This window comes from Pseudomonas sp. S3(2024), assembly GCF_036861315.1.
GTDB classification, from domain to species: Bacteria; Pseudomonadota; Gammaproteobacteria; order Pseudomonadales; family Pseudomonadaceae; genus Aquipseudomonas; species Aquipseudomonas putida_A.
Map to the genome: position 1 here is coordinate 1 of NZ_JAZAQQ010000017.1, position 26,669 is coordinate 26,669.

Annotated in this window: 23 protein-coding genes and 1 pseudogene; 6 read left to right on the forward strand and 18 right to left on the reverse strand. The window is 60.4% G+C overall.

Annotated features, from left to right (window positions below):
* On the forward strand, positions 1-773 hold a 773-nt coding region (locus VLA07_RS25950), incomplete at its 5' end, for an RHS repeat-associated core domain-containing protein (RefSeq protein WP_333992405.1).
* The gene (locus VLA07_RS25955) at positions 773-1,189 is read left to right on the forward strand and encodes a hypothetical protein (protein WP_223008143.1); all 417 of its coding nucleotides are present in this window, start codon (positions 773-775) and stop codon (positions 1,187-1,189) included. The genes VLA07_RS25950 and VLA07_RS25955, both read left to right, overlap by 1 nt.
* Before the next feature lie 119 nt (positions 1,190-1,308).
* Here VLA07_RS25955 and VLA07_RS25960 read toward each other — a convergent pair whose 3' ends face one another.
* Complete coding sequence (locus VLA07_RS25960; protein ID WP_333992406.1) at positions 1,309-3,099, reverse strand: bifunctional diguanylate cyclase/phosphodiesterase; 1,791 nt, start codon at positions 3,097-3,099, stop codon at positions 1,309-1,311.
* Positions 3,100-3,232: 133 nt separating this feature from the next.
* Positions 3,233-5,317, reverse strand: a complete 2,085-nt coding sequence (locus VLA07_RS25965) for a carboxy terminal-processing peptidase (RefSeq protein ID WP_167734107.1) — start codon at positions 5,315-5,317, stop codon at positions 3,233-3,235.
* Positions 5,318-5,455: 138 nt separating this feature from the next.
* Between VLA07_RS25965 and VLA07_RS25970 the strand changes: the two genes are divergently transcribed.
* Positions 5,456-6,418: a zinc-binding dehydrogenase gene (locus VLA07_RS25970; RefSeq protein ID WP_333992408.1), complete on the forward strand. Its 963-nt coding sequence runs from the start codon at positions 5,456-5,458 to the stop codon at positions 6,416-6,418.
* A 178-nt stretch (positions 6,419-6,596) separates the two neighbouring features.
* On the opposite strand, the gene VLA07_RS25975 is transcribed toward VLA07_RS25970, so the two are convergent.
* The 6 genes from VLA07_RS25975 to VLA07_RS26000 form a co-directional block, all read right to left on the reverse strand.
* Positions 6,597-7,250: an HAD family hydrolase gene (locus VLA07_RS25975; RefSeq protein WP_134785810.1), complete on the reverse strand. Its 654-nt coding sequence runs from the start codon at positions 7,248-7,250 to the stop codon at positions 6,597-6,599.
* A 34-nt stretch (positions 7,251-7,284) separates the two neighbouring features.
* The gene (locus tag VLA07_RS25980) at positions 7,285-8,274 is read right to left on the reverse strand and encodes an ABC transporter ATP-binding protein (RefSeq protein ID WP_027613359.1); all 990 of its coding nucleotides are present in this window, start codon (positions 8,272-8,274) and stop codon (positions 7,285-7,287) included.
* Positions 8,271-9,071: an ABC transporter permease gene (locus VLA07_RS25985; RefSeq protein WP_003223125.1), complete on the reverse strand. Its 801-nt coding sequence runs from the start codon at positions 9,069-9,071 to the stop codon at positions 8,271-8,273. Before VLA07_RS25985 ends, VLA07_RS25980 begins: the two co-directional genes overlap by 4 nt.
* On the reverse strand, positions 9,058-9,894 hold the full coding sequence (locus VLA07_RS25990; protein ID WP_177325647.1) for an ABC transporter permease: 837 nt from the start codon (positions 9,892-9,894) through the stop codon (positions 9,058-9,060). Before VLA07_RS25990 ends, VLA07_RS25985 begins: the two co-directional genes overlap by 14 nt.
* Before the next feature lie 5 nt (positions 9,895-9,899).
* Complete coding sequence (locus VLA07_RS25995) at positions 9,900-10,706, reverse strand: alkaline phosphatase family protein (protein ID WP_333992412.1); 807 nt, start codon at positions 10,704-10,706, stop codon at positions 9,900-9,902.
* Positions 10,707-10,887: 181 nt separating this feature from the next.
* A complete protein-coding gene (locus tag VLA07_RS26000; protein ID WP_027613356.1) occupies positions 10,888-11,955 on the reverse strand; it encodes an ABC transporter substrate-binding protein in 1,068 nt (355 codons plus the stop codon).
* A 352-nt stretch (positions 11,956-12,307) separates the two neighbouring features.
* Between VLA07_RS26000 and VLA07_RS26005 the strand changes: the two genes are divergently transcribed.
* On the forward strand, positions 12,308-13,021 hold the full coding sequence (locus VLA07_RS26005) for a UTRA domain-containing protein (protein ID WP_007965348.1): 714 nt from the start codon (positions 12,308-12,310) through the stop codon (positions 13,019-13,021).
* Between the two features lie 1,804 nt (positions 13,022-14,825).
* On the opposite strand, the gene VLA07_RS26010 is transcribed toward VLA07_RS26005, so the two are convergent.
* From VLA07_RS26010 to minC, 9 genes are all read right to left on the reverse strand, one after another.
* Positions 14,826-16,160: an amidohydrolase gene (locus VLA07_RS26010; protein WP_333992416.1), complete on the reverse strand. Its 1,335-nt coding sequence runs from the start codon at positions 16,158-16,160 to the stop codon at positions 14,826-14,828.
* A gap of 66 nt (positions 16,161-16,226) precedes the next feature.
* Positions 16,227-18,380 (reverse strand): mechanosensitive ion channel family protein, encoded by a 2,154-nt coding sequence (locus VLA07_RS26015; protein WP_098967912.1) that lies wholly within the window; start codon positions 18,378-18,380, stop codon positions 16,227-16,229.
* Positions 18,381-18,457: 77 nt separating this feature from the next.
* The gene (locus VLA07_RS26020; protein ID WP_007965354.1) at positions 18,458-18,634 is read right to left on the reverse strand and encodes a hypothetical protein; all 177 of its coding nucleotides are present in this window, start codon (positions 18,632-18,634) and stop codon (positions 18,458-18,460) included.
* Positions 18,635-18,830: 196 nt separating this feature from the next.
* Entirely contained in the window at positions 18,831-20,120 is a 1,290-nt protein-coding gene (locus VLA07_RS26025; protein ID WP_333992419.1) for a M18 family aminopeptidase, read from the reverse strand.
* A 173-nt stretch (positions 20,121-20,293) separates the two neighbouring features.
* Positions 20,294-21,391, reverse strand: a complete 1,098-nt coding sequence (locus tag VLA07_RS26030; RefSeq protein ID WP_247269659.1) for a hypothetical protein — start codon at positions 21,389-21,391, stop codon at positions 20,294-20,296.
* Positions 21,392-21,444: 53 nt separating this feature from the next.
* Positions 21,445-22,080 carry an RluA family pseudouridine synthase gene (locus VLA07_RS26035; RefSeq protein ID WP_027613350.1) on the reverse strand — a complete coding sequence of 212 codons (636 nt, stop codon included), beginning with the start codon at positions 22,078-22,080 and terminating at the stop codon, positions 21,445-21,447.
* Between the two features lie 91 nt (positions 22,081-22,171).
* The gene (gene minE / locus VLA07_RS26040) at positions 22,172-22,426 is read right to left on the reverse strand and encodes a cell division topological specificity factor MinE (RefSeq protein WP_003223146.1); all 255 of its coding nucleotides are present in this window, start codon (positions 22,424-22,426) and stop codon (positions 22,172-22,174) included.
* Complete coding sequence (gene minD, locus VLA07_RS26045; protein WP_098967914.1) at positions 22,426-23,238, reverse strand: septum site-determining protein MinD; 813 nt, start codon at positions 23,236-23,238, stop codon at positions 22,426-22,428. The genes minE and minD overlap by 1 nt, the downstream gene beginning before the upstream one ends.
* Positions 23,239-23,437: 199 nt before the next feature.
* Positions 23,438-24,175: a septum site-determining protein MinC gene (minC, locus tag VLA07_RS26050; RefSeq protein WP_098967915.1), complete on the reverse strand. Its 738-nt coding sequence runs from the start codon at positions 24,173-24,175 to the stop codon at positions 23,438-23,440.
* A 117-nt stretch (positions 24,176-24,292) separates the two neighbouring features.
* On the opposite strand from minC, the gene VLA07_RS26055 reads away from it, so the two are divergent.
* Both VLA07_RS26055 and VLA07_RS26060 read left to right on the forward strand, forming a co-directional pair.
* A complete protein-coding gene (locus VLA07_RS26055; RefSeq protein WP_096797021.1) occupies positions 24,293-25,228 on the forward strand; it encodes a lipid A biosynthesis lauroyl acyltransferase in 936 nt (311 codons plus the stop codon).
* Between the two features lie 35 nt (positions 25,229-25,263).
* The gene (locus tag VLA07_RS26060) at positions 25,264-26,436 is read left to right on the forward strand and encodes a patatin-like phospholipase family protein (RefSeq protein WP_333992429.1); all 1,173 of its coding nucleotides are present in this window, start codon (positions 25,264-25,266) and stop codon (positions 26,434-26,436) included.
* A gap of 109 nt (positions 26,437-26,545) precedes the next feature.
* On the opposite strand, the pseudogene VLA07_RS26065 reads toward VLA07_RS26060, so the two are convergent.
* A pseudogene (locus tag VLA07_RS26065) lies at positions 26,546-26,669 on the reverse strand (patatin-like phospholipase family protein); the annotation flags it as partial.

Genomic DNA, 26,669 nt, shown 5'->3' on the forward strand with positions numbered 1-26,669 from the left:
GCGAGGACTACCTGGACCAGCCGCTGCGGTTTCAGGGGCAGTATTTCGATGCGGAAAGCGGGCTGCATTACAACCGGCATCGGTATTACGACCCGAGGTTGGGGCGGTATCTGACGCCGGATCCGGTGAAGTTGGCTGGAGGACTCAACCAATACCAGTACACGCCGAATCCGACGGGGTGGGTGGATCCGTTGGGGTTGAGTTGCAGTTGTCCGCCAACTAATCCACGTCGCCCGATGCGGTACGAGGCTGGCCGCGTAGTTGTTGAAGAGGGATCTCCTCCGTTGCCAAAGATGACAGCGCAGGAGCGGCGGGCGAGGCTTGATGAGGTGGCTGAGGAGAACGCGAAGCGTCGGGTATATGAATATGAAAATCTTTATGGCATGCACACTGTGAAAAAACATAGTTCGGAAATTTCCGATCCAGCACTTAAGCAACGTGGCATCAATGGAGCAGATCCTCATACAGGTATAGTCCCAAGAGGTGCCAGAGGAAATCTTAGCTCTCAGTTCCATAACTGGCGAATGCATTTGGGGGCGTTGAATAAAGCGATGACGAAGGACAGAAATGGCTTAATAATGCACACAGGCAGAGACCATAATAATATTCCAATAGTTAAGTTGGAGTTGCCCGGTGCAGGTCGTGGATATAGACCGAATAGACGAGACCAGCAAAATCCGACCCTTAATGAGGACTTGAATTGGTTTGAAGTTAAATTTGATCAGATAAATACGCAGAAACCATTCACGGGCTTCCCGGCGGAGGGCAGGTAATGTTGAAGGATCCGTTTTTGAACGAGCCTTTTGAACCGAGCCTGACTTGGTTTATTGGAGTGTTCGATGTTTATGATCGTGAGGAAACGCGAGGCGTAGAGCTTGGTGTTTATAATCCGGATGATCGCGTTGATAGGGAAGCTCTTGTCAGAAAATATTGTTTGGAGTTGCCATATCTCTCGTATAGACATAAATATGTATTATTTGAGTTTCTAGAGGGAGCGCTAAAAAATTCGGATTATGATTTTCAAAGTCCCTTTGAAATCGATGAATGCGAAGCGAATAGCTGGCCACGGGAGGAATGGTATTCGTTAGAAGAACCGCGCAGTTTTTTCCAGAGTGTCTATCAAATAGCACAGGAAGTTTGGAAAGAAGATCTCTCAAGGGCTGCAGGCGAAGATAAAACTACGTGGTGATATTTTTGAAAATGTGCGCGGAGGCTTTGTTAAATTGGCTCGGGGTTAGTTATGAGCTGTATGGACTGACCCCTTCGCGAGCAAGCCCGCTCCCACAGGGATTTTCGTCGTATGGGGAGTCAGCGTTGGCCAATCAGTTGCGGCGGTTGCAGGTCAGCAGCATCGAGACTATCAATCACATGCACGCTATACCCCGGAACATTCTTCGCATGGTGTTTCGCCTGCGAAGCCATCTCCGCCAGCTGACTCGCGTCCAGTTCTGCGCAGGCTTCTGGATGCAGGTGGACGACGCCGATGGACAGTGACAACAAGGGAAACTCCTGCCGCACACCCTGACGATTCGGGGCGATAAAGCAACCAGCTTCAAGATGCTCAGGGCGATAGAAGCGGCGGCATTGGCTCTGGAAGTCGTCGAGCAGTTGGTTGAGGCGTTTGCGCCAGTCTTCCGGGCCGAGCACCAGCAGGAAGTCGTCGCCGCCGATGTGGCCGACGAAGTCGCGGGACGGGTCGACGCGTTCGTTCAGACATTGCGCCAGGCACAGCAGGACTTCGTCGCCACGGCCGTAGCCGTAGATGTCGTTGAAGGGTTTGAAGCTGTCGATGTCGACGTAGCAGATGATCGATTCACGGCCCTGTTGCAGCAGGCGGGTCAGGCATTGCTGGATCGGCACGTTGCCGGGTAGCAGGGTCAGCGGGTTGGCGTAGCGTGCCTGCTGGATTTTCAGTTCGGTGATCAGTTTGAGCACGTCGATCACCCGACCGAGGCCGAGATAACCGCCGTTGAGGGTGATGATGAAATCTTCTTCGATGCGCTGCCGGGCGCGGCTGGTGATCAGGCGGCTGACCTGTTGCAGCGACTGGCTCATTTCCACGGCGAGGAAGTCGTCGTTCATCAGGCGGCTGATCGGTTTGCGTGCGAACAGGTCGGTGGCGAACGGTTTGAGCAGCGCGTCGGACAACGAATGGCGATGGACGATGCCGCACGGCTGGCCCTGTTCGTCGAGCACCGCCAGTGAGTTTAGATTGGCCTGGCGGCGGAAGGCTTCCAGTACGGTGGCAGTCGGTGTGTCGCGATGCACCGCCGGTTGGTCATTGAGCAGGGCGCTGAGGTCGCTGCCCTCGTCGTTCAGCGCCACGGCGCTGCTGTCGTGTTTTGGCATCAGGGCCCGGGCATCGCGGGGTGGATGCTCCTGAGGGCGAGCGAGCAGGTAACCCTGCACCAGATCGACGCCCATCTCGGTCAGCACCGCCAGTTCCTCTGGCAACTCGATCCCCTCGGCAATCACCTGTGCCCGCGAGGCCTTGGCGATTTGCAGGATCGAGCCGACGAACTCGCGCTTCAATGCGTCCTGATGGATGCCGTCGATGAAGTGGCGGTCGATTTTCACATAGTCCGGACGCAGCTCCGACCATAGACGCAAGCTCGAATAGCCGGCACCCAAGTCATCCAATGCAATCGAAAAGCCCATCGCCCGATAGTGATGCAGGGCGGTTTGCAGCAACTGGAAATCGTCGATCGGCGTCTGTTCGGTGAGTTCGATCACTACTTGGCTGGGTGGAATACCGAAGTCCTGCAGCAGTTGCAGGGTCCGCCCCGGTTGGTGCGCGGCTTCAAGCAGGGATTCCGGTGAAACGTTGAGGAACAGCTTGCCCGGCAGTTGCTGCTCGTTGAAACGACGGCAGGCAGACTGGCGGCAGGCAATTTCCAATTCGCTCAGGCGGCCGGCCTGACGCGCCACGGCGAACAGCGCGATTGGCGAATGCAGAGGGCTGTTGGACGGGCCGCGAGTGAGAGCTTCGTAGCCGAGAATACGACGCTCGGAGAGACAGATGATCGGCTGGAACAGGCTGTGCAAACCGCTTTGAGTCAGGATCGAGCTCAAGGCACTCAGCTGTTCGGTCGTGGTCATGGCAATCTCTGGCGATAAAAAAAGGACTGGGAGCGCTCTTGCTTGAAGAGGCGCTCCCAGTCCTTTATTTCACGACAGAATGATGACTGTTTGATGACGCTCCGGGGAGCGTCACCACTAAATTGCCATCATCTTACTTCTTGGCCACCTGATTGCTCAGCTTCAGGTAATCCAGCAGCACGCGCCCGGTTTCGCTCAGGTAGGCGTCGTCTTCTGGTTTGACCTTGTCCGGCTCAGCCGCAGCCAGCGCGTCTTCATCTTCTTTCTTCAGCTCTTTGAGCGGTTCTTCGCCTTTGGCTTTGCGACGGATGTTTTCCATGGCCAGTTGCTTGGCATCGATGTCCGCGTGCTGGGCACGGCGGTCGGCTTCGTTGAGGCTGACGGTTTTCTCTTCCATCAACTTCTGCGCCAGGGCCAGTTTGTCACGGATGAACACGAACTCGGCGTCTTTGGCGCTGCGTGCGTCATGCTCGGACTTGAGCTGCGCCAGGTACGGCTTGAACGGATCGGAGGCCGGCTTGATCGCTGCCTTGATGGTGTCCCACGGCATGGCTTCCGGCAGGGCGCTTTCGCCGATTTCCTTGGTGTCGATGATCGACGGGTAGTCGATGTCCGGCAGTACGCCCTGATGCTGGGTGCTCTGCCCGGAAACCCGGTAGAACTTGGCCAGGGTCAGTTTCAGTTCGCCATGGTTCAGCGGCTGAATGGTCTGAACGGTGCCTTTGCCGAAAGTCTGGCCACCGATGATCAATGCGCGATGGTAGTCCTGCATGGCGCCGGCGAAAATCTCCGAAGCCGAGGCGGACAGGCGGTTGACCAACAGTGCCATCGGGCCTTTGTAGAATGCGCCCGGGTTTTCATCTTCCAGCACATCGACGCGGCCATCGGCGTTACGCACGAGTACGGTCGGGCCCTTGTCGATGAACAGGCTGGTCAGCTCGGTGGCTTCCTGCAGAGAACCGCCGCCGTTGTTGCGCAGGTCGATGACCACGCCGTCGACTTTCTCTTTCTGCAGTTCAGTCAGCAGTTTCTTGACGTCACGGGTGGTGCTCTTGTAGTCCGGATCACCGGCACGGAACGCCTTGAAGTCGAGGTAGAACGCCGGGATCTCGATGATGCCGAGCTTGTAGTCCTTGCCGTCCTGTTTCAGGTTCAGCACGGATTTTTTCACCGCCTGGTCTTCAAGCTTCACCGCTTCACGGGTGATCGGCACGATCTTGCTGGTCTGGTCGTTCGGCGCATTGCTGGCCGGAATCACTTCCAGACGCACCACGGTGCCTTTCGGGCCGCGGATCAGCTTGACCACTTCGTCCAGGCGCCAGCCCACCACGTCGACCATCTCTTTGTTGCCCTGGGCAACGCCGATGATCTTGTCGGCCGGTGCAACCTGCTTGGTCTTGTCGGCCGGGCCTGCCGGCACCAGGCGCACGACTTTCACTTGATCGTTGTCGCTCTGCAACACGGCGCCGATACCCTCGAGGGACAGGCTCATGTTGATGTCGAAGTTCTCCGCGTTATCCGGCGACAGATAGTTGGTGTGCGGGTCGTAGGACATGGCGAAGGTGTTGATGTACGCCTGGAAGATGTCTTCCGCGCGAGTCTGGTCCAGACGCGCCAACTGGTTCTTGTAGCGCTTGGTCAGGGTTTCCTGGATCTGCTTGGAATCCTTGCCGGCAATCTTCTGCCGCAGCACTTCGTCCTTGACGCGTTTGCGCCACAGGTCGTCGAGTTCAGCGGTGGATTTGAGCCAAGGGGCGTCCTTGCGATCGATCAGCAAGGTTTCCTTGGTGGTGAAGTCCATCTTGTCGACGCCCTTGTTCAGCTCCGCAATGGCGAAGTCCAGGCGCGCCTTGACGCGGTCCAGATAGCGCTTGTAGATGGTGAACCCGGCGTTGAGGTCGCCGCTTTTGAGGAAGTCGTCGAACTGGGTCTTCCACTTGTCGAATTCGGCGATGTCGCTGGCCATGAAGTAGCTGCGCGACGGGTCCAGCAGCTTGATGTAGCTGTCGTAGATGATCACCGAGCGCGCATCGTCGAGCGGCGGCTTGCTGTAGTGGTGACGCTTGAGCAACTCGACGACGTTGAGGCTGGCGATCACTTCGTCGCGATCCGGCTGCAACTTGTCCCAGCTGTTGGCTGCGAATGTAGTGCCCGACACCGGCAACAAGCCGATACCGATGAAAAGAGCGAGGGCGGTGCTGGGGAGCAAATGCTTCATGCTGATTCGACGCGGGGACAATTGATAACGCATATTAGGCCGTCTTTGAAGTCGCCGGTTCTACGAGAGCCGGTCGCATAATGCAAAAAGCCCGGCGCTACAGCTTCGGGCTCAGTCCAGACTCACTATGGAGGCACTGTGAAGGCATTGCAAGGCGTTGAAGGTCAAGTGGCATGGCTTGAAGAGCCGAGTCCGGCATGTGATGTAGGACAAGTGCGCATTCGCGTGGCGGCTGCGGGCCTCAATCGCGCCGATTTATTACAGAAAGCCGGGCTTTATCCACCGCCGCCGGGCGCCAGTCAGGTGCTCGGTCTGGAGTGTTCCGGGGTGATCAGCGAAGTCGGCGCCGGCTCGTCCTGGCAGGTCGGCGACCGGGTCTGCGCCTTACTGGCCGGGGGCGGAATGGCCGAGGAGGTGGTGGTCGATGGACGGCACGTGCTGCCGGTGCCCGAGGGCGTTTCGTTGATCGAGGCCGCGGCATTACCCGAGGTTTATGCAACGGTCTGGCTCAACGTGTTTCAACTGGCGGCGCTGAAACCCGGCGAGAAGGTTCTCCTGCACGCCGGGGCCAGTGGAATTGGTTCAGCCGCCATTCAGCTGTGCAAGGCGTTCGGCAATCCCTGTTGGGTCAGCGTCGGGTCGGCTGAGCGATTGGCCTACTGTGAGGCGCTGGGAGCCCAGGGCGGCGTGGTGCGCACCGATGATCTGGAAAGCCTGCGCGACTTCGGGCCGTTTGACGTGATCCTTGATCCGGTCGGCGGCAACTATGCGGCACTGAACCTCAAGCTGACGGCGCTGGACGGGCGCTGGGTCTTGATCGGCTTGATGGGCGGGCGTGAGGCGAAACTGGATCTGGCACAGGTTCTGGCCAAGCGCGTGCAATTGCTTGGTTCGACGTTGCGCAGTCGTGATGATCAGTTCAAGGCCGACCTGTTCAGCGATTTGAGCCAGAATGTGTGGCCGCTGTTTGCCGAAGGGCGGTTGAGTCCGCAACTGGCAAAAGCCTTCCCGGTGAAAGACGCCGAAGCGGCGTTTGCCGAGCTGGCGAGCAACAAAGTTGCCGGCAAACTGGTGCTGGTGGTCGACGAAAGCCTGACCTGAAAACACCGAAAAACCTGTGGGAGCGGGCTTGCTCGCGAAGGCGGTGAATCAGACAAGAATTTATCGACTGACACTCCGCCTTCGCGAGCAAGCCCGCTCCCACATTTGGATCTATGTTCAGCCGGATTTTTCGGCAAGCTCCGTTGCCACAATCAATAATCCATATCTGGATCTTTGTTTATTTCCAGAGATGGATTGGCCAGCCTGCTTTTTCGGCGTGCTCCAGCAGGACCGGATCCGGATTCACCACATGCGGGAAATCCACCTTCAGCAGCAACGGCAAGTCATTGCGTGAGTCGGAGTAGAAACTCGCGCCTTCCAGATTCTCTTCCTCGGCATCCAGCCATTCCAGCAGGCGGGTGATCTTGCCTTCGCGGTAGGTCAGCGTGCCGACGGTCTGGCCAGTGTAAACGCCGTGCGCAACGTCCAGTTCGATGCCGAGAATTTCGTCGATGCCCAGGCGCTCGGCGATCGGTTTGACCAGGTGCGTGCCGGAAGCCGAGATCACCAGAATCCGGTCGCCGGCCTTGCGGTGGGCGGCGATGGTTTTGGTCGCGTCGCTGAAGATGATCGGTTCGATGAAGTCTTCCACCCATGGGCCGACCAGGTGTTCGACCTCTTCCGGGGTTCGGCCGATCATCGGTTCGAGGCTGAATTCCATGTACTCTTCCATGCGCAATTTGCCATGGCTGTAGGCGTCCATCAGCTCGTTGTTCTTGCGCATGAACGACTCGGGATCGACCCAGCCCAGGCGCCCCATCTGCTCGCTCCAGAGGGTGGCGCAGTCGCCGTGGATCAGGGTTTCGTCCAGATCAAAAATTGCCAGGGCCATCAGTGCAGTTCTCTCTTCAACGTCAGCAAAGTCATCAGGCTACCTCACACAGGGCCGTCGGATCGATGGAAAGCGCCAGACGCTGACCGTCGGGATGCAGATCCGCCGCCGAGCGGTTGAGCACGTCCACCACCAGTTCCACGCCACGCGCCTCGACTCGATAGCGGATCACGTTACCGAGCAGGCTGTGGCTGCGGATCTGTGCATCGAGTTCGCCATTGAGGCTCAGTTCGATGGCTTCCGGGCGAATTGCGATGCGGTGGTTGATCGGCCGTTGCAACAGCTTCGAGGCGCTGTCGGCGTCAAGCAAGTTGTAGTTGCCGATGAAGCCGGCGGCGAAGATATCGACCGGCGCGGTGTAGAGGGTTTCGGCATCGCCGCTCTGCACGATCTTCCCTTGGTTCATCAGGAAAATCCGGTCGGACATGGTCAATGCTTCTTCTTGGTCGTGGGTGACGAAAATCGTGGTCAGGCCGAGTTCGCGCTGGATCTGCCGGATCTGTTCACGCAGGTGTTTGCGGATACGCGCATCCAGCGCCGACAGCGGTTCATCCAGCAGTAACAGGCGTGGACGGGTCACCAGCGAGCGGGCGAGGGCCACGCGTTGACACTGGCCGCCGGAGAGCTGATGCGGATAGCGGCTGGCGAAGTCGTTGAGCTCAACCAGTTTCAGCACCTCGGCGACACGCTTGTGGCTGTCGTCCGAGTTGACTTTTTGCATGCGCAGGCCGAAGGCGACGTTCTGTTCGACGGTCATGTTGGGGAACAGCGCGTAGCTCTGGAACACCATGCCGATCCCGCGTTTCTGCGGGCTCAGCGGCACGATGTCGACGCCATCAAGCAGGATCTTGCCGCCATCCACCGGCGTCAGGCCGGCAATGCAGCGCAGCAGCGTGGACTTGCCGCAACCGGAAGGGCCGAGCAGGGTGACGAATTCGCCCTTGTTGATTTCGCAGTTGATGTCGCTGAACACGGTCGTGCCCGCGTAGTTTTTCTGCAGGTGTTGGACGCTGACATAGCTCATTCGCTTTTGTCCTTGTTCAAGATGTTGGCGATCCAGGTCAGGACCAGCACGAAAAAGAAGTACGAGATCACCAGCGCACTGGTGAAGTGGCCGCTGCTGTTGCGCATGTTGTTCAGGTACACCTGCAGGGTTTCGTAGCGCGTGCCGACGAGGATGTTGGCGAACACGAACTCACCGAACAGGAACGAGAACGACAGCAGCAACGCGACCATCAGGCCCTTGCGCAGGTTCGGCAGCACCACCAGAAATGCCGCCTGAAAGGTGCTGGCGCCGAGCAGTTGCGCGGCGTCCATCAGGTCGCGCAGGTTGATCGCCTGCAGGTTGTTGGTGATCGCCCGGTACATGAACGGCAGCGCCACGGTGAAGTAGCAACCGATCAGAATCCACGGTGTGCCGACCATCGCCAGCGGCCCGGAACCGTACAGTTGCAACAGACCCACCGACGACACCACCGGCGGCACCGCGAAGGGCAGCAGGATCAGGATGTTCATCAGCGCATCGAGTTTCGGGAAGTGGTAATGCACCACGAACAGCAGCGGCAGGATCAGCACCACCGACAGCACCAGCGCGCCGACGCACACCAGCAGCGACTGGCCGAAGGCATGCAGGAAGCGCGGGTCGCTCCACAACTGGATGTACCACTTGAAGGTGAAACCGCTGGGCAGGATGGTCGCCGACCAACTGCTGGCAATCGAGTAGATCAGCGTGCCCACCAGCGGCAGCAGCAGAATCGCGAACAGCAGATAAACCACGACGCGGTGGTAGACGCCGGCCGGGCCGGATTCAGCGCGAGACATGGTAGCTCCTCTTCAACAGCAGTTGATGCACGACGGTGACGATGGTCATCAACGCCACCAGCACCACGGCCAGGGCACTGGCGAGATTCGGATCGAGGGAAATATCCCCGGAAACCATTGCCGCGATGCGGATCGGCAGCACGTTGAAGTTGCCGGTGGTCAAGGCGTACACCGTGGCGTAGGCGCCGAGGGCGTTGGCCAGCAGGATCACGAAGGTGCCGAGCAGGGCCGGGGTCAGCACCGGCAGACCGATGTGACGCCAGAACTGCCAGCCGTTGGCGCCGAGAAGCGCGGCGGACTCGCGCCAGTCTTCACGCAAGGCGTCGAACGCCGGGTACAGCAGCAGCACGCCGAGGGGAATCTGGAAGTAGGTGTAGAGGATGATCAGACCGGTTTTCGAGTACAGGTTGAAGTCCTGAATGACCCCGGCCTGCTTGAGCATGATGGTGATGCTGCCGTTGAAGCCGAGCAGGATGATGAACGCGAAGGCCAGCGGCACCCCCGCGAAGTTGCTGGTCATGTTGGCGAAGGCATTCACGAAGTTGCGCAGTTTCGAGTCGACCCGGCGCAACGAATACGCACCGAGCACGGCGATGATGATGCCGAATACGCTCGACCAGAAACTGATCTCCAGGCTGTACTGAATCGCCTGCAAATAGAACTTCGAGCTGAAGATCTTGCTGAAGTTGGCAAAGCCCCAGCCGAACTCTTCCGACTGCAGGCTGTTGATCATCACCCAGACCAGCGGGGCGATTTCGAACACGATAAAGAACAGCGCGAACGGCACCAGACACAGGGCCGCCAGCCATTTTCCGCGAGTCATGGCGTTCACTTGAGCAACTCCCGGCACACAGGTTTGTCGTGGGGCACGCCGAGCAGTTCGCAGACCGTGCCGCAGAGATCAGTCTGCTTCGGCATGGCGTCAGCATTCAGGCTGAAGGCGTTGCCGAGGACGAACAGCGGCACCTGGCGCTCTTCCGGTAGCAAGCCGTTGTGCGAGCGGTCGTTGTTCATGCCGTGATCGGCAGTCACCAGCACCTGATAATCCGCGTCGAGCCAGCCTTGCAGGTAGTCGGCGAGGATGATGTCCGCCGAGCGCGCGCTGTTGCGGTATTGCGCGGAATCGAGGCCGTGCTTGTGGCCGGCGTCGTCGATGTTCATCGGGTGGATCAGCAGGAAGTTCGGCGCATGGCGCAGGCGCAGGTGTTCCGCGTCGGCGAACAGGTGCGAATCCGGGTAGTGATCGTTCCAGTAGAAATGCCCGTGCTGGATCGGTAACGCTGGATCGTCGGTATGACGGTCGCGGGCCGCCAGGAACGGTGAGCGGTTGTACAGCTCGCTGACCCAGTGATAGGCCGCTGCGGCGGTTTTCAGGCCGGCGTCGCGGGCGTAGTGATAGATGCTGCGCTGGTTGGACAGGCGCGCAACGTTGTTGTGGACGATGCCGCTGTCGATCGGCGGCACGCCGGTAAGGATGCATTCGTAAAGCGGTCGGGACAGGGCCGGCAACTCGCACTCCAACTGATAGAGCGCGGCGCGTCCTGCGCCAACGTAAGCCTGCAGATGCCCCATGGCGTGCCGCGCGACCTCGTAATTGAGACCGTCGAGCACGACAAGGATGACGTTGTGCTTCATAGGGGCAAAAACTCCGCGAAAACAGGAAATTTCAGATTCAACCTGGATCCCCTGTGGGCGCGGGCTTGCTCGCGAAGGCGGAGTGTCAGTCAATAGATGCTTGACTGATCCACCGCATTCGCGAGCAAGCCCGCTCCCACATTTGGATCTCCAATGGATCCAGCAGTGGGGATTTACAGGATTACTTCATCTCTACGATGACTTCTTCGTTCCACTTCTGCGGCAGGGCCTTGGAGGTTTTTTCCCAGGCGTCGGCGTCCTTGATCGGCGTGACCTTCTTGTACTGCTCGTTCGGCAGCAGCTTGGCCTTCACGTCTTCCGGCAGTTGCAGGTGTTCGGCGCGGATCGGACGAGCATTGCCGCGAGCGAGGTTGGTCTGGCCGGCGTCGCTGAAGATGTATTCGCGGGTCAGCTTGGCGGCGTTCGGGTTTTTCGCGTACTTGTTGATGATGGTGGTGTAGCCGGAAATCACCGAGCCATCCGACGGGATCAGCACCACGTAGTCATCCGGGTTGGCCATCTTGGCCTTGTAGCTCAGGCCGTTGAAGTCCCAGACCACGCCGACTTCGATCTCGCCTTTTTCCATGGTGGCGATGGTCGGGTTGGCCATCGACAGGCGACCCTGCTTGGCGATGTCTGCAAACAGCAGCAGGGCCGGCTGGATGTTTTTCTCGTCGCCACCGTTGGCCAGGGCAGCGGCCAGTACTCCGTTGGCGGCTTGCGCGGCGGTGCTTACGTCACCAATGGAAACCTTGTATTTACCGCCCTTGAGGTCAGCCCATTTGGTCGGGACTTCGGAGCCGTGCAGCAGCTTCTTGTTGACGATGAAGGCGATGGTGCCGGTGTAGGCCAGTGCCCAGTTGCCGTCCTTGTCCTTGGCCCAGTCCGGGACCTGATCCCAGGTGCTTGGCTTGTACGGTTGCACCACGCCTTGCTTGACCGCGATCGGGCCGAAGGCGGCGCCGACGTCGCCGATGTCGGCAGTGGCATTGTCTTTTTCCGCGGCGAACTTGGCGATTTCCTGGGCCGAGCTCATGTCGGTGTCGATGTGTTTCAGGCCATAGGTCTTGGCCAGGTCTTCCCAAGTGCCTTTCCAGTTGGCCCAGTCATCGGGCATGCCGACGCTGTTGACGGCGCCTTCCGCTTTCGCAGCGGCTTCGAGGGTTTTCAGGTCGGTACCCGCCGCCATGGCGGAGGTGCACATTGCAATGGTCGAGCCTAACAGTGTTGCCAGGAAAAGCTGTTTCATTCCGAAGCTCCTTGGTCGTGTTCAACGCTGCGATTGCGGTTTGTGTTGGTCTAGGTCAGCAATACCTGAGCCAATTTAAGGGGGCTGGATGACACTTTGATGTCGGCGTTCGCCCGGCAGGCCTTTTACTGGCCCGGGTTTGGCGCTTGCCCGATAAGCGTAGACCAAGGTCAAAGCCCCGGCGGACAAGGGACTTGGCCGATGTATTGCAAGTCATGAGGGCGACCGTCGGGCGGGTTTGTCATCTCTCGGTCATCTGCACTGCCTAGGCTTGCAACACATGGAAACGGCTTGCAGGCCGTACGGTTTTTGCCCTGAAAGAGTGCTGGTCTAGTCCAGATAGGTAACGTTGATGCGCGATGAGGCAACAAAAGCGGTGACAGCGATTGGTCAGGTGCTGCAGGAGCAACTTGATCACGGCCTGCTCGCGCCCGGGAGCAAGTTGCCGGCCGAGCGCAAGCTCAGTGAGTTGTTCGGCACCACACGGATTACGGTGCGCGAGGCGTTGTTGCAACTGGAGGCACAGGGGCAGATTTATCGCGAGGAGCGCCGTGGCTGGTTCGTTTCGCCGCCGCGTCTGGCGTACAACCTGATGCAGCGCAGTCACTTTCACGCGATGGTCAGTGCGCAGGGGCGGGTGCCGTCGACCGAGGTGATTTCGGCGCGGTTGCAGCCGGCGTCGGTGGCGGTGTGTGCGTTGTTGCAGTTGCCTGCTTTGTCGAGCGTGATTCAGATTTGTCGGTCGCGACGGATTGACGGGCGGCTGGTGTTGTATGTGGAGCATTATCTGAATCCGCAGTATTTTCCGGGGATTCTGGGGTTTGATTTGAATCAGTCGATGACCGAGTTGTATGCGCGGCATTACGATTTGCGCTATGGGCGGGTGCGGTTCGAGATTGTGCCGACGTCGTTGTCGGTGGATGCGGCGGCGGCTTTGCGGGTGTCTGTCGGGAGTCCGGGGTTACGGATTGCTCGGGTCAATTATGATCAGCATGAGCGGTTGATTGATTGTGATCTGGAGTTTTGGCGGCATGATGCGATTCACGTTGGTGTAGACGTTGTTTGACCTTGGCGGCCTTTGGGCCGACCAGGTTCTTGGGGTTTTGGGTGTATATCCGTTGCTTCGGGTGTTGCCGCTGACGGTTTCGCCCTTACGGCGAGTCACTTTTGCAGACGCCCAAAAGTAACCAAAACGCTGGGCCCCGGCGTACGGCCCTCGCTTAGGCTCGGGTTCCTTCGTTGCGGGGTTCATCCGGGCGCATCGCCTCCGGTTTGCTTCGCTGCACCTCCTCTCGATGTGTTCGACTTCGTCGAACGGTCGCTGCGCTCCCACCCCCGGATAACCCCCTCCACTCAGCCTGCCGATGGGGCCGGCACGGCAAGATCAAGAGCTGCAGCCGAGCTTGCGCTCATCCTGTTGAGTGGTGAAAAGCGTGCGGTCGGCTTTTGCTTTTCTGTAGGAGTGAGCCTGCTCGCGAAGGCGGCCTGACAGCCGACCAATCTCCAACTGCCTGCACCCAATCCCACTGTGGGAGCTGGCTTGCTCGCGAAGGCGGCCTGACAGCCGACCAATCTCCAACTGCCTGCACCCAATCCCACTGTGGGAGCTGGCCTGCCAGCGAAGGCGGCCTGACAGCCGACCAATCTCCAACTGCCTGCACCCAATCCCACTGTGGGAGCGAGCCTGCTCGCGAAGGCGGCCTGACAGCCGACCAATCTCCAACTGCCTGCACCCAATCCCACTGTGGGAGCGAGCCTGCTCGCGAAGGCGGCCTGACAGCCGACCAATCTCCAACTGCCTGCACCCAATCCCACTGTGGGAGCTGGCCTGCTCGCGAAGGCGGCCTGACAGCCGACCAATCTCCAACTGCCTGCACCCAATCCCACTGTGGGAGCTGGCCTGCTCGCGAAGGCGGCCTGACAGCCGACCAATCTCCAACTGCCTGCACCCAATCCCACTGTGGGAGCTGGCCTGCTCGCGAAGGCGGCCTGACAGCCGACCAATCTCCAACTGCCTGCACCCAATCCCACTGTGGGAGCTGGCCTGCTCGCGAAGGCGGCCTGACAGCCGACCAATCTCCAACTGCCTGCACCCAATCCCACTGTGGGAGCTGGCCTGCTCGCGAAGGCGGCCTGACAGCCGACCAATCTCCAACTGCCTGCACCCAATCCCACTGTGGGAGCTGGCCTGCTCGCGAAGGCGGCCTGACAGCCGACCAATCTCCAACTGCCTGCACCCAATCCCACTGTGGGAGCTGGCCTGCTCGCGAAGGCGGCCTGACAGCCGACCAATCTCCAACTGCCTGCACCCAATCCCACTGTGGGAGCTGGCCTGCTCGCGAAGGCGGCCTGACAGCCGACCAATCTCCAACTGCCTGCACCCAATCCCACTGTGGGAGCTGGCCTGCTCGCGAAGGCGGCCTGACAGCCGACCAATCTCCAACTGCCTGCACCCAATCCCACTGTGGGAGCTGGCTTGCTCGCGAAGGCGGCCTGACAGCCGACCAATCTCCAACTGCCTGCACCCAATCCCACTGTGGGAGCTGGCCTGCCAGCGAAGGCGGCCTGACAGCCGACCAATCTCCAACTGCCTGCACCCAATCCCACTGTGGGAGCGAGCCTGCTCGCGAAGGCGGCCTGACAGCCGACCAATCTCTAACTGCCTGCACCCAATCTCTCTGTGGGAGCTGGCCTGCCAGTGATGGTGACCTCCCAGCCGACCAATCTCCAACTGCCTGCACTCAATCCAACTGTGGGAGCTGGCTTGCCAGCGATGGCGGCCTGACAGCCGACCAATCTCTAACAGGCTGCACACGGTCAAATGTGGGAGCGAGCCTGCTAGCGAAGGCGCCCCCACTGTCACTTCATCTCTACTTGCCCGCCCCGGCATTGGCATACAAATAATCCGTCGCCAGCGACGCCATCGTCCTCACCCCAACCACCAGCGCCGACTCATCCACAAAGAATCCCGGATTGTGATTCGGCGCCGCCTTGCTCATGTCCTGATCCCGTGGTGTCACCCCGAGAAACACAAATAACCCCGGCACTTCCTTGGCAAAGAACGAGAAGTCTTCCGCGCCGCCCACCAGCGGCGCATTGACCACGTCATCCTTGGCGGCCCACTTCAACGTCGGCAGCATTTTTTCCGTCAGTGCCGGGTTGTTGATCGTGGGGTCGTATTTTTCGATGATGCTCACGTCGGCTTTCGCGCCGCCGCTTTCGGCGATTTTTTCGATGGTCTGGCGTACGTCGGCGTGGAGTTTCTGGCGGATGCCGTAGTCGTAGGAGCGGATGGTGCCGCTCATGTCCACGGATTCGGGAATGATGTTGTAGCGGGTGCCGCCGTTGATGGTGCCGATGCTGACCACCGACGGGTAGGACGAAATGTCGGTGCGGCGGCTGACCACGGTTTGCAGGCCGACGATGGTTTGTGCGCCGACGGTGATCGGGTCGATGCCGTCCCACGGGCGGCCAGCGTGGGTCTGTTTGCCGAGGATTTTGATGCGCAGGTCGTCGGAGCTGGCCAGAGTGGCGCCGGGGCGGTAGGCGATCTGGCCGGCGGGGACGCCGGCCCAGACGTGCAGGCCGAAGACGGCGTCGGGTTTGGGGGATTTCATCACGCCTTCCTGCACCATCATTTTCGCGCCCCAGGTGTTTTTGCCGTCGGGGATGAAGTCGCTCGGGCCTTCTTCGGCGGGCTGGAAGTAGAAGACCACGGTGCCGGGCAGGGTGTCGCGCATGCCCGTAAGAATTTTCGCCGTGCTCAGCAGGATCGCGGTGTGGGCGTCGTGGCCGCAGGCGTGCATCACGTCGACTTCTTTGTCCAGATAAGTGCCTTTGGCTTTCGAGGCGAAGGGCAGGTCGGCGACTTCCTTGACCGGCAACGCGTCCATGTCGGCGCGCAAGGCCACGGTCGGGCCGGGCAGGGCGCCCTTGAGGATCGCGACCACGCCGGTGCGGGCGACGTTGGTTTTGACTTCCAGGCCCATGGCCTTCAGTTGTCTGGCGACCAGTTCCGCGGTGCGTGTTTCGGTGTTGCCCAGTTCCGGATGCGCGTGGATGTCGCGGCGGGTTTCCAGCAGTTGCGGTTCAAGTGCCTTGGCTTGCGTGGCGATCTGTTCGCGGGTGCTGTCCAGGGTGGCGGCGCTGGCGGTGCCGGCCAGCAGAGTGAGCAGAACGGACTGGGCGATACGTGTCAGCTGCATCGGGTGTCTCCATGGTTATTGTTTTTCTGGCTTCCCTGCCTGTGACCCGAGTGTCTGCGCGAAGTGCTATTCCTTCGGCTGGCCACCGCCGGCAGTGATGACCTGCACGCTCATGCGTGGCGTCGCCAGATCGAGGCCGGCTTCGTCCAGATGGCGCTTGAGCGACAGGTTGAACGCTCGGGAAACTTCCCATTGTTTGATCGGCGCAGTCTTGAACCGGGCGCGCAGAATCGCGCTGCCGGACTCGAAACTTTCCACGCCCTGGATCTCCAGTGGCGACCAGATGTTCCGCCGTTGCAGCGGGTCGGTGCGCATTTTCTGGCCGACTTCGCGCATCAGTTTGATCGCGTCGTCGATTTCCATGTTGTACGGCACCGCCACCCGGAATATCGCGTAGCCGAATTCCCGGGAGTAGTTCTTGATGCTTTTGATTTCGCTGAACGGGATGGTGTGGACGATGCCGTCGATGTCGCGCAGGCGCACGGTGCGGATGGTCAGGCCTTCGACAGTGCCGAGGTGGCCGCCGACGTCGACGTAGTCATCAATGGCCAGCGAGTCTTCGATGATGATGAACAGGCCGGTGATCAGGTCCGCCACCAGCGACTGCGCACCGAAACCGATGGCCAGACCGATCACACCGGCACCGGCCAGCAGTGGCGTGACGTTCATGCCCATGTTCGCCAGGGCGACGATCAGCGCGATGATGAAAATCGCCACGAACAGCACGTTGCGGATCAGCGGCATCATCGTCTGCGCGCGTGCATTCGCCAGGCCTTTGCGCGAGCGGGTGAGGGCGTGGTGCACGGCGGTGTCGGCGAGGATCCAGATCAGCCAGGAGAAAATCAGCGTGCCGATCAGGCTGAACAGTTTGACGCTGACGTCATGCCCTTCGCCCTCGGCAAAGCCGATCAGCGACTTGCCCCACACGCGCAGGCCGAGCTCGATGAAGATCAGCCACACCAGCAGGTGGGCGAGGGTGTAGAAGAAGCTTTTCAGGCGCTCCGAGTACAACGCATGGCGCTTCGGCCCGCGTTGCGGTTTGAGTGAATGACGGCGCACTAGGCCGTTGATCACCATGCACATCACCAGCAGCACCGTGCAGATCAGCGACTGGCGCAGGGCAGTGCTGGTGTCGCCGGCGGAGACGAAGGTGGCGAACAGCGAGATCCCGACCAGCACCAGCGCCGGCACGTACCAGAAGGTGCCGAGGATATCGATGGTGTCGCTGAGGGCGCGGCGGGTCAGGCGGCGGGACAACGGCTGGTTGCGGATCAGGTGCGCGATCGGCCGGCGGAAACGCAGGATGAACAACCCGGTGAACAGCGCCGCGAGCACGTTGGTGATGGTCGCGGTGGTGTGCGCCAGGTGCACGCCGAGGCCTTCGACCAGGCGCGGGTCACTCAGCGCTTCACCGAATGCGGCGAAGCTGCCGATCAGCCACAACGGACGGAAGGCCTGATGCCGCAGGATGTACAACGCCCGGTGCCGGTGCGGGCCGTCGAGCAGCGAGAAGGCGATCACGCAGATTGCCGAGAAACAGGTGCCGACCACCAGCGCATAAGCCAGCACCATCGCCAGGCTTTTACCCAATGACGACGGCAGCGCGTAGCTCATGTAAACGGTGATGACCAATGCAATCAGCCACGGCCCGAGCTTGCGCAGGGCGAAGCGCAGCATGTCGAGGGCCTTGGGATGCTGCGGCAGTTCTTCGGTCAGGCCGAAGCGCATGCGCACCCGGTGACCGAGCCAGATTAGCGCGGCGGCGAGCAGGCTCCAGACCATCAGGATCACCGCGAAGCCGAAGATGATCGGCAGCCATTCGCTGGCCGGCAACATCAGGTTGTCGAGTTCGTCCCTGGCCAGATCGAACTCGTCGGACCAGCGGGTCAGCGGGCTGTCGTCACCGGAGAACTGCTTCTCGAAACTGGCCAGGGTGCCGCCGATCAAGCCCAGCACACCTTCTTCCGGTGAAGCCTGGGCTTTCTTGGTGGCGTCGCGCAGCTTTTTCAGATCGCTGAGCAATTGTGCGCGTTGCTTGTCGTTTTCCAGCGACTTGATGACTTCATCCAGCGATTGGCCCAGCGGCTCTTGCGCCTCCGGCTGCGTCTTGGTGGTGTTGAGCAGGCCCGGCAATCCGACCGCCTGGGCAGGGGCCAGCGGCAGCAGCGTCATCAGGCAGACAAGGAACAGGCAGGGCAGAGCAAACAGACGAGCGAACACTAGGCGGTCAACCTCGCAAAGGGGCGAATTGAGCGAGTGTACGAGGCAGCCAGAATCAATGCGAGCCGGGCGCGGATTTATTCGTTGAGTTTGGCGAGGATCTTGTAGACCACGGTCGCCAGGATCATCAGCATGCCGACCCACATGGCAAACACACCGGCGTTCTTGTCGCGGAAGTTGAAACCGATCGCCAGCAGGATCATCCCGGACAGTATCGGAATGAGCATGGCGTGGAAGGAGGACATCGAAATCATGGTGACTGCCTTGTCGAAGGGGGATGATTTAAGTCTAGGTCGCTTTCTGCAGCGAGGAGTGATGTGTATCAGGAATGATTCGGTTCTACGATGAATCTTTGTTGTCTGCACGAGCGCTTTCGCGAGCAAGCCCGCTCCCACAGGTTGAAATGCATTCCAATGTGGGAGCGGGCTTGCTCGCGAAGCTTTTCAGCTTTTAAGGCAACTCGCGGCTGGCGTAGAACGCGCTCAGCACTTTGACCAGGTGCGCCAGGTCGTGGCTGCCGCACAGTTCGCGGATCGAGTGCATGGCGAAGGTCGGCAGGCCGATGTCGACGGTGCGCACGCCCAGGTGGCTGGCGGTGATCGGGCCGATGGTCGAGCCGCAGCCCATGTCGCTGCGCACCACGAAGCTCTGCACCGGTACTTCTTCGGCCATGCACAGGTGGCGGAAAAACCCGGCGGTTTCGCTGTTGGTGGCATAGCGCTGGTTGCTGTTGACCTTGATCACCGGGCCGGCGTTGAGTTTCGGACCGTGGTTGGCGTCGTGCTTCTCGGCGTAGTTCGGATGCACGCCGTGGGCATTGTCGGCCGAGACTAGCAGCGATTTCTGGATGGTGCGGACGAACTCGTCACCTTCCGGTAGCATACGGCGCAGGGTCTGTTCGAGCATCGGGCCATCGGCACCGCAGGCCGAGCAGGAGCCGACTTCTTCGTGGTCGTTGCACACCAGCACGCAGGTTTCTTCGGTGTCGGCAGTGAGCAGGGCTTGCAGGCCGGCGTAGCACGACAGCAGGTTGTCGAGGCGCGCGCCGGCGATGAAGTCGCCATGCAGGCCGATGATCGCCGCACTCTGGGTGTCGTAGAAGCTCAGCTCGTAATCCAGCACTACATCGGCGTTCAGGCCATGTTCGCGGGCCAGTTGATCAGTCAGTACGGCGCGGAAGTCGACGCGTTCGTCGCCGGCGAATTGCGCGAGGATCGGCGGCAGCTCGGTCTGCGCGTTGATCGCCCAGCCCTGATTGGCTTCACGGTTCAGGTGAATCGCCAGGTTGGGAATGATCGCGATCGGCGCCTTGAAGTCGATCAACTGGCTTTCGACCTTGCCGTCGCGACGGAAGGTGACGCGCCCGGCCAGCGACAGGTCGCGGTCAAACCACGGCGCCAGCAGCGCGCCGCCGTAGACTTCAACGCCCAGTTGCCAGAAGCCCTGACGTTGCAGTTCCGGTTGCGGCTTGACCCGCAGACACGGGCTGTCGGTGTGGGCGCCGACCAGACGGATCCCGTCGTGCAGCGGCGAGTTGCGGCCCATTTTGATCGCGACAATCGAGGAGTCGTTACGGGTGACGTAGTAGCGGCCGTTGGCCTCGGTGGTCCACGGCTCGCGCTCGTCGAGGCGCACGTAACCGGCGGCCTCCAGACGCTGAACAAGGCTGGCGGTGGCGTGGAACGGGGTAGGGGAGGCCTTGAGGAAGTCGATCAGGCCTTGGTTCAACTCTTCGCGCATAAGAAGCTCCAGACAGCAATGGGCGCGAGTTTAACGCATCGGCCCGGGAATTGAATCCGGACAGGATCGGGGCGGAAGCGGGCTTGCTCGCGAAAGCGATGGGTCAGATGCAGATTTTTTGGATGACACACCGCTTTCGCGAGCAAGCCCGCTCCCACAGGGAGTGATGTGGATCAGCGGGCGGCTACGCGTTTTTTCAAATAGTTCATGATGACTTTTTCATCTTCCGGTTTATCCGGACGCGGCAGCTGTTGCGGCCAGGACTTCTGGCTCAGCAGTTTTTTCTGCTGGCTCTCGTCCCAACGCAGAATTTCCCGCGAGGCGCATTCCCACCATTCGTGTCGGCAAACGCTGTAGTACGGATCTTCCGGCGCGGCGCTGCCGTACAGCAGATCACGACCGACCTTGCGCAGGGCACCTTTCTGGTGGCGCAGCTTCCATTTGATTTTCAATCGGCGCCAGGCCGAGGGGAACGGTTTGACCCGTGGCACATCGCTGCACAGATCCACCAGGCGCTGGCTGAACTGCTCGCCGTGCTGGGAGAAGAAGTACGTCTGCATCGCGTGGAAGAAACGTTTTTCCGCGAAGTAGTGGTAGACGTGTTTGCGCGCTTCCACCACCTGACGCTCGCGCATGGCATACGACAGGGCGATCTGTTCGATGGTGTGGATTTCGAAGCCGCCGAGTGTCCACTGATCAATCAGGCGGATCGACTCTTCGAACAGCGCTGAGTCGCTGTCGGTCACGCCGCACAAGCCGCTGTTGTAGAGCTTGAAACCGTTATCCGGCGTCACGCCGTGGCTGCGCAGGTCGCGACCGAGTTTTTGATAGTCGGGACGCTGGTGCACATCTTTCCAGTCGTACTCGAAGCGATCCATCACCGAGCGATTCGGCTCGATGAATTTGAACAGTTGGCTCGGCTGGCGGGTGAACAGGGTGTCGGTGTCGACGAACAGGGTTTTTTCCGCCCACTGCATGCCCGCGGCGATGGCGCAGGCCTTGCGGCGATGGTGATAGCCGTGGGTGCCTTGCCAGCGGGTCAGGGTCGCTTCATCCAGCAACACCGTGTCGACCGGCCAGCCCGCATAGTCATCGGGGCGATCGGTGAGAATGCGGATCGCCGGAAGCTCGCCGTTTTTAGCCTGGGACAGCGCGGTCAGGATGCTGAACTTGGCTTCGCGCCGGTACACATCCTGATTGCCGTAAACCAGGTAAAGCAGTTGATGACGAGCTTTCGTGAGGGGGGTTACCAGGGAATCAATACAACTCATCCGAAAACAGAATCCTTGTCCAAAAGAAAACAGCGCCGCCACTCAGGCAGCGCTTAAAACGGTGCCGGGCATTCGAAGCGCAAACGCTCGCCGGTTTGCGGGTGGGTGAAGCTCAGCATGCTGGCGTGCAGGCACAGACGCGGCCAGGCCGCCAAGGCCTGCTCATGGGCGTACAGCCCGTCGCCCAGCAGCGGGTGACCGATGGACAGCATGTGCACACGCAACTGGTGCGAGCGACCGGTGATCGGCGTCAGCTCGACGCGGCACCAGTCGCCGCAACGTTCCAGTACGCGCCAGAAGGTCAGCGCATGCTTGCCGAATTCGTGGTCGACCACGTGCCGCGGTTTGGTCGGCGGATCGTAGCGCAGCGGCAGGTCGATGCTGCCGCTGTCCAGCTCCGGCTGACCCCAGCAGAGCGCAGTGTAGGCTTTCTCTGTTTCACGATCGTGAAACTGCCGCGACAGTTCGCGGTGAGTATCCGCGTCACGGGCCAGCAGAATGATGCCGGAGGTTTCCCAGTCCAGGCGATGGACGATGCGCGCTTCCGGGTAGCCGTTTTCCTGCAGGCGGGTGATCAGGCAGTCCTTGTTGTCGTCGGCGCGACCGGGCACCGAGAGCAGCAACGTCGGTTTGTCGACCACCAGTACGGCGGCGTCCTGATGAATGATGCGGATGTTGGACAACGGCATTAAAACAGCCTCGTAACAAATGCCAACGGCGGCTCAGGGCCATTCCGCGATGGGAATGGCCCTGAGCCGCCGTCGTTCCTGCCGGATCGACTCAGCGATCGGGCAGGGTGATGTTGAGTTCCAGAATCGAGCAACTGCCCTGGCTTTCCAGTGCAACATGTACGTCGTCGTTGCCGATGTTGACGTACTTGCGGATCACGTCGACCAGTTCCTTCTGCAAGGCTGGCAGGTAATCCGGCGTGCTGCGCTGGCCGCGCTCATGCGCCACGATGATCTGTAGACGCTCTTTCGCTACCGAGGCGGTACTTGGCTTTTTGTTGGCACGAAAGAAGTCAAAAAGGTTCATTACCTACCTCCAAACAGGCGCTCGAAGAATCCCTTCTTCGTAACATCGAGGAAACGATGTTCTTTTTCTTTGCCCAGCAGACGATCAACGGCATCGCTGTAGGCCTGACCGGCATCGCTCTGGTCGTCGAGAATCACTGGAACGCCCGAGTTGGAAGCCTTCAGGACCGCCTGCGACTCAGGGATGACGCCCAGCAGGGTCACGGCCAGGATTTCCTTCACGTCTTCGACGCCCAGCATCTCGCCATCGCTGACGCGCTGCGGGTTGTAACGGGTCAGCAGGAGGTGTTCCTTGATCGGGTCTTCGCCTTTTTCGGCGCGACGCGATTTGCTGGCCAGCAGGCCCAGCATGCGGTCGGAGTCACGTACCGAGGACACTTCCGGGTTGGTCACGATGATCGCTTCGTCGGCGAAATACATGGCCAGGTGCGCACCTTTCTCGATGCCCGCCGGGGAGTCGCAGACCACGAAGTCGAAGTCTTCCTTCAACTGCATCAGGACTTTTTCCACGCCTTCCTGGGTCAGCGCGTCTTTGTCGCGGGTCTGGCTGGCGGCCAGCACGTAGAGATTTTCCAGGCGCTTGTCTTTGATCAGGGCCTGCTGCAGGTTGGCTTCGCCGTTGACCACGTTGACGAAGTCGTACACCACGCGACGCTCGCAACCCATGATCAGGTCGAGGTTACGCAGGCCCACGTCGAAGTCGACGATCACTGTTTTGTGGCCGCGCAGAGCGAGGCCGGTACCGATAGCGGCGCTGGTGGTGGTCTTACCCACACCACCCTTGCCGGATGTAACCACGAGAATCTTGGCCAAGGTGTTTCACCCCTAAGGAAGAAGGACTTTTTAGCCCCTGAAAAACATCTCTTGAAAACTACTGCAGTCGGACAGCCTTGGCTGGAATTCGGCGCAAGTCGCAATTGCCGGGGGCAAACGCTCCTTGATCCTTTTTCCTACTTCGTTTGAGCCGTTTTCGCTACGTTTTAGAGATGCTTGGAAAATGCGGCAGTATCCGTTAAAGCCGAATGATGTTCAACACGTCGGCCGACAGGCTGACCTGGACGCCGGAGCCCCACAGTGGATCGCGGCGCAAATCTTCGGAAACCTTGTAATGCCCGGCGATGGAGATCAGTTCAGCGCTCAATTGCTGACAGAAAATCCGGGCCTTGGTGTCGCCTTTGACGCCGGCCAGTGCGCGACCGCGCATCGGGCCGTATACATGGATGTTGCCATCGGCCAGAAGTTCCGCCCCCGGACTGACCGAGGACACCACCACCAGATCGCCACCCTGGGCATATATCTGTTGGCCACCACGTACTGGCGTGGTGATGACGCGGGTCGGTTTGACCGTTGGCTCCGGCGGCTTTTCCGGCTTCTTTTTGACTTCCGGTTCCGGCGCTTCCAGCGGTCGCTCGCGGGCGCCGGACGGCGGCAGCACCGGGATGTCGATGGCGATGGCGGCAGCGATGTCTTCGATACGGCTGGCGCGGATCGCCAGGGTGCGCAGACCATGCTGGCGGCATACGCGCATCAGGCCGGGCAGATCGACCGCGCCTTCGCCTGGCGGCAGTTTGTCCAGCGCCAGGACCAGCGGTGCATTGCTGAAGAAATTCGGCGCCTGGGCGACTTTGGCGGCCAGTTGCCGATCAAGGCTGTCGAGGTCGTTTCGGGACAGTTCCAGCACCGTGATGGCCAGCATGCTGCCCTTCAACTGGAACACGGGATCTCGGTCTGGCGTTTCGTTTTGGCTCATATCGGCATACAACGGCTTGTCACTAAAAGTGCCGAGACTTATAACGAGAACGCCCGCGAGCCGCAAGCCGGGTCGAACGATGTAGAATGCGCGGCCACTGAATTTACGGAAGCTTTAATGGATCGCCCGCGTTTTCGAAGAGCCTTTCTTTCTCCCCGCTTCTGGCCGCTCTGGTGCGGTCTGGGGCTGTTGTGGCTGGTCGTGCAGTTGCCATATGCGGTTTTACTGACGATCGGTCGTGTTTTGGGCGCATTGATGTATCGCGTGGCCGGCGACCGGCGGCGCATCGCCAAGCGCAATCTGGAGCTGTGCTTCCCGGAAAAATCCGCTGCCGAGCGCAAACGCCTGCTCAAGGAAAACTTCGCCTCCACCGGCATCGCTTTTTTTGAAATGGCGATGAGTTGGTGGTGGTCCCGTGAGCGTCTGGCCAAACTGGCGCATGTCGAAGGCCTGGAGCATCTGCAAAAGGCCCAGCGCGAAGGCAAGGGCGTGATCCTCATGGCCGCGCACTTCACCACCCTGGAAATCGGCGCGGCGCTGCTCGGCCAGCAGCACACCATCGATGGCATGTACCGCGAGCACAAAAACCCGTTATTCGACTTCGTCCAGCGTCGGGGCCGTGAGCGGCACAATCTCGATTCGCTGGCGGTGGAGCGTGACGACGTGCGCGGCATGCTCAAGCTGCTGCGTTCAGGCCGGGCGATCTGGTACGCACCGGATCAGGATTACGGCGCCAAGCAAAGCATCTTCGTGCCGCTGTTCGGCATTCAGGCTGCGACCGTGACCGCGACCACCAAATTCGCCCGCTTGGGTAAAGCGCTGGTGGTGCCGTTTACTCAGGAGCGTCTGGCGGATGGCAGCGGTTACAAACTGGTGATCCACCCGCCGCTGGAAGACTTCCCGGGGGAGACCGAAGAGGCCGACTGCATCCGCATCAACCAGTGGGTGGAAAGTGCGCTGCGTGCCTGCCCTGAGCAATACTTGTGGGCGCATCGCCGCTTCAAGAGCCGTCCACCGGGCGAGCCGAAGCTTTACCCGAAACGGCGCGGCTGATTCACTCACCCTTTCAAGCACCATGGAGTGTTGCGATGAGCCCAGCGGAACCGGTCACAGGTTTGATTCTTTCCGGCGGCGGGGCTCGGGCGGCGTATCAGGTGGGGGTGCTGGCGGCGATTGCCGAATTGCTGCCGCTGGGCGCGGACAATCCGTTTCCGGTGATCGTCGGCACTTCGGCCGGGGCGATCAATGCGGTCAGCCTGGCCAGTGGTGCCACCGATTTTCGCGCGGCCATCGAACGCCTTACGCTGTTCTGGCAGGGCTTTCGCAGTCATCGGGTGTTGCGCAGTGACTGGCCGGGGGTGATCCGTCAGGCCAGCCGCTTTGTCAGTCACAGCCTGCTCGGCATCGGTCGCCAACTGCCGGTGGCGCTGCTCAACAGTTCGCCGCTGCGCGACCTGCTCAATGAAAAACTGCACATGCCCGGCATCGCCGAATCCATCGCGCGCAAGCAATTGCATGCGGTGGCGGTGACCGCGTTCGGCTACGAATCGGGCCAGGCGGTGACCTTCTATCAGGGCGGCGGCACGATAGATGCGTGGTTGCGCCATCGGCGGATCGGCGTGCCGGCGCAATTGTCGGTGGACCATCTGCTGGCCAGTTCGGCGATCCCGTTGCTGTTTGCCCCGGTGAAAATCGGTGAGGAATATTTCGGCGACGGCGCGGTACGCCAGTCGGCACCGATCAGCCCGGCGCTGCACCTGGGCGCGAGTCGGGTGCTGGTGGTGGGCGTCAGCGGCAACCCGCGCGGGTTTGATCCGCAGCAGCCGCTGGAGCGCGCCTATACCGGTCAGCAGCCAACGCTGGCGCAGATTGGCGGACACATGCTCAACAGCACGTTCATTGACAGTCTGGAGAGCGACATCGAGTTGCTGCAGCGTCTGAACCAGTTCAGCCACCTGATGCCCGAGGGCGTGCCGACTCGTGAGTTGGGCGTGGCGCCAGTGGAAGTGCTGGTGATTGCGCCGAGTCAGCCGATCGACGAGATCGCGGCGCGACATCGGCAGGAGTTGCCGGCGGCATTGCGTCTGTTTTTGCGTGGGCCGGGGGCGACCAAGACCAGTGGGGCAGGGGTGCTGAGTTATCTGTTGTTCGAGGCGGGGTATTGCAGCGAACTGATCGACCTGGGACGGCGCGATGCGTTGGCCAAGCGTGAGGAGTTGTGCCGGTTTCTCGGGATCACCGAGGCGCTCGTTCCGGCCTGATATTTGTGCTGAAGCCATTCGCGAGCAAGCCCGCTCCCACACTGGTTCTGTGTCGGTCACAAAACCAGTGTGGGAGCGGGCTTGCTCGCGAATGGCTTCAGCACAAATATCAGGCCGGAACGAGCGCCTCGGTGATCCCGAGAAACCGGCACAACTCCTCACGCTTGGCCAACGCATCGCGCCGTCCCAGGTCGATCAGTTCGCTGCAATACCCCGCCTCGAACAACAGATAA

Coding starts and splice junctions, on each gene's coding strand:
- VLA07_RS26035 (WP_027613350.1), bottom strand. CDS start 22,080: ATGCCGTTGTCCAACATCCGCATCATTCATCAGGACGCCGCCGTACTG.
- VLA07_RS26000 (WP_027613356.1), bottom strand. CDS start 11,955: ATGAAACAGCTTTTCCTGGCAACACTGTTAGGCTCGACCATTGCAATG.
- VLA07_RS25985 (WP_003223125.1), bottom strand. CDS start 9,071: ATGTCTCGCGCTGAATCCGGCCCGGCCGGCGTCTACCACCGCGTCGTG.
- VLA07_RS25995 (WP_333992412.1), bottom strand. CDS start 10,706: ATGAAGCACAACGTCATCCTTGTCGTGCTCGACGGTCTCAATTACGAG.
- VLA07_RS25980 (WP_027613359.1), bottom strand. CDS start 8,274: ATGAGCTATGTCAGCGTCCAACACCTGCAGAAAAACTACGCGGGCACG.
- VLA07_RS26060 (WP_333992429.1), top strand. CDS start 25,264: ATGAGCCCAGCGGAACCGGTCACAGGTTTGATTCTTTCCGGCGGCGGG.
- VLA07_RS25965 (WP_167734107.1), bottom strand. CDS start 5,317: ATGAAGCATTTGCTCCCCAGCACCGCCCTCGCTCTTTTCATCGGTATC.
- VLA07_RS25960 (WP_333992406.1), bottom strand. CDS start 3,099: ATGACCACGACCGAACAGCTGAGTGCCTTGAGCTCGATCCTGACTCAA.
- VLA07_RS26005 (WP_007965348.1), top strand. CDS start 12,308: ATGCGCGATGAGGCAACAAAAGCGGTGACAGCGATTGGTCAGGTGCTG.
- VLA07_RS26025 (WP_333992419.1), bottom strand. CDS start 20,120: ATGCGCGAAGAGTTGAACCAAGGCCTGATCGACTTCCTCAAGGCCTCC.
- VLA07_RS25975 (WP_134785810.1), bottom strand. CDS start 7,250: ATGGCCCTGGCAATTTTTGATCTGGACGAAACCCTGATCCACGGCGAC.
- VLA07_RS25955 (WP_223008143.1), top strand. CDS start 773: ATGTTGAAGGATCCGTTTTTGAACGAGCCTTTTGAACCGAGCCTGACT.
- VLA07_RS26010 (WP_333992416.1), bottom strand. CDS start 16,160: ATGCAGCTGACACGTATCGCCCAGTCCGTTCTGCTCACTCTGCTGGCC.
- VLA07_RS26020 (WP_007965354.1), bottom strand. CDS start 18,634: ATGATTTCGATGTCCTCCTTCCACGCCATGCTCATTCCGATACTGTCC.
- minE (WP_003223146.1), bottom strand. CDS start 22,426: ATGAACCTTTTTGACTTCTTTCGTGCCAACAAAAAGCCAAGTACCGCC.
- VLA07_RS26055 (WP_096797021.1), top strand. CDS start 24,293: ATGGATCGCCCGCGTTTTCGAAGAGCCTTTCTTTCTCCCCGCTTCTGG.
- minC (WP_098967915.1), bottom strand. CDS start 24,175: ATGAGCCAAAACGAAACGCCAGACCGAGATCCCGTGTTCCAGTTGAAG.
- VLA07_RS25990 (WP_177325647.1), bottom strand. CDS start 9,894: ATGACTCGCGGAAAATGGCTGGCGGCCCTGTGTCTGGTGCCGTTCGCG.
- VLA07_RS26030 (WP_247269659.1), bottom strand. CDS start 21,391: ATGAGTTGTATTGATTCCCTGGTAACCCCCCTCACGAAAGCTCGTCAT.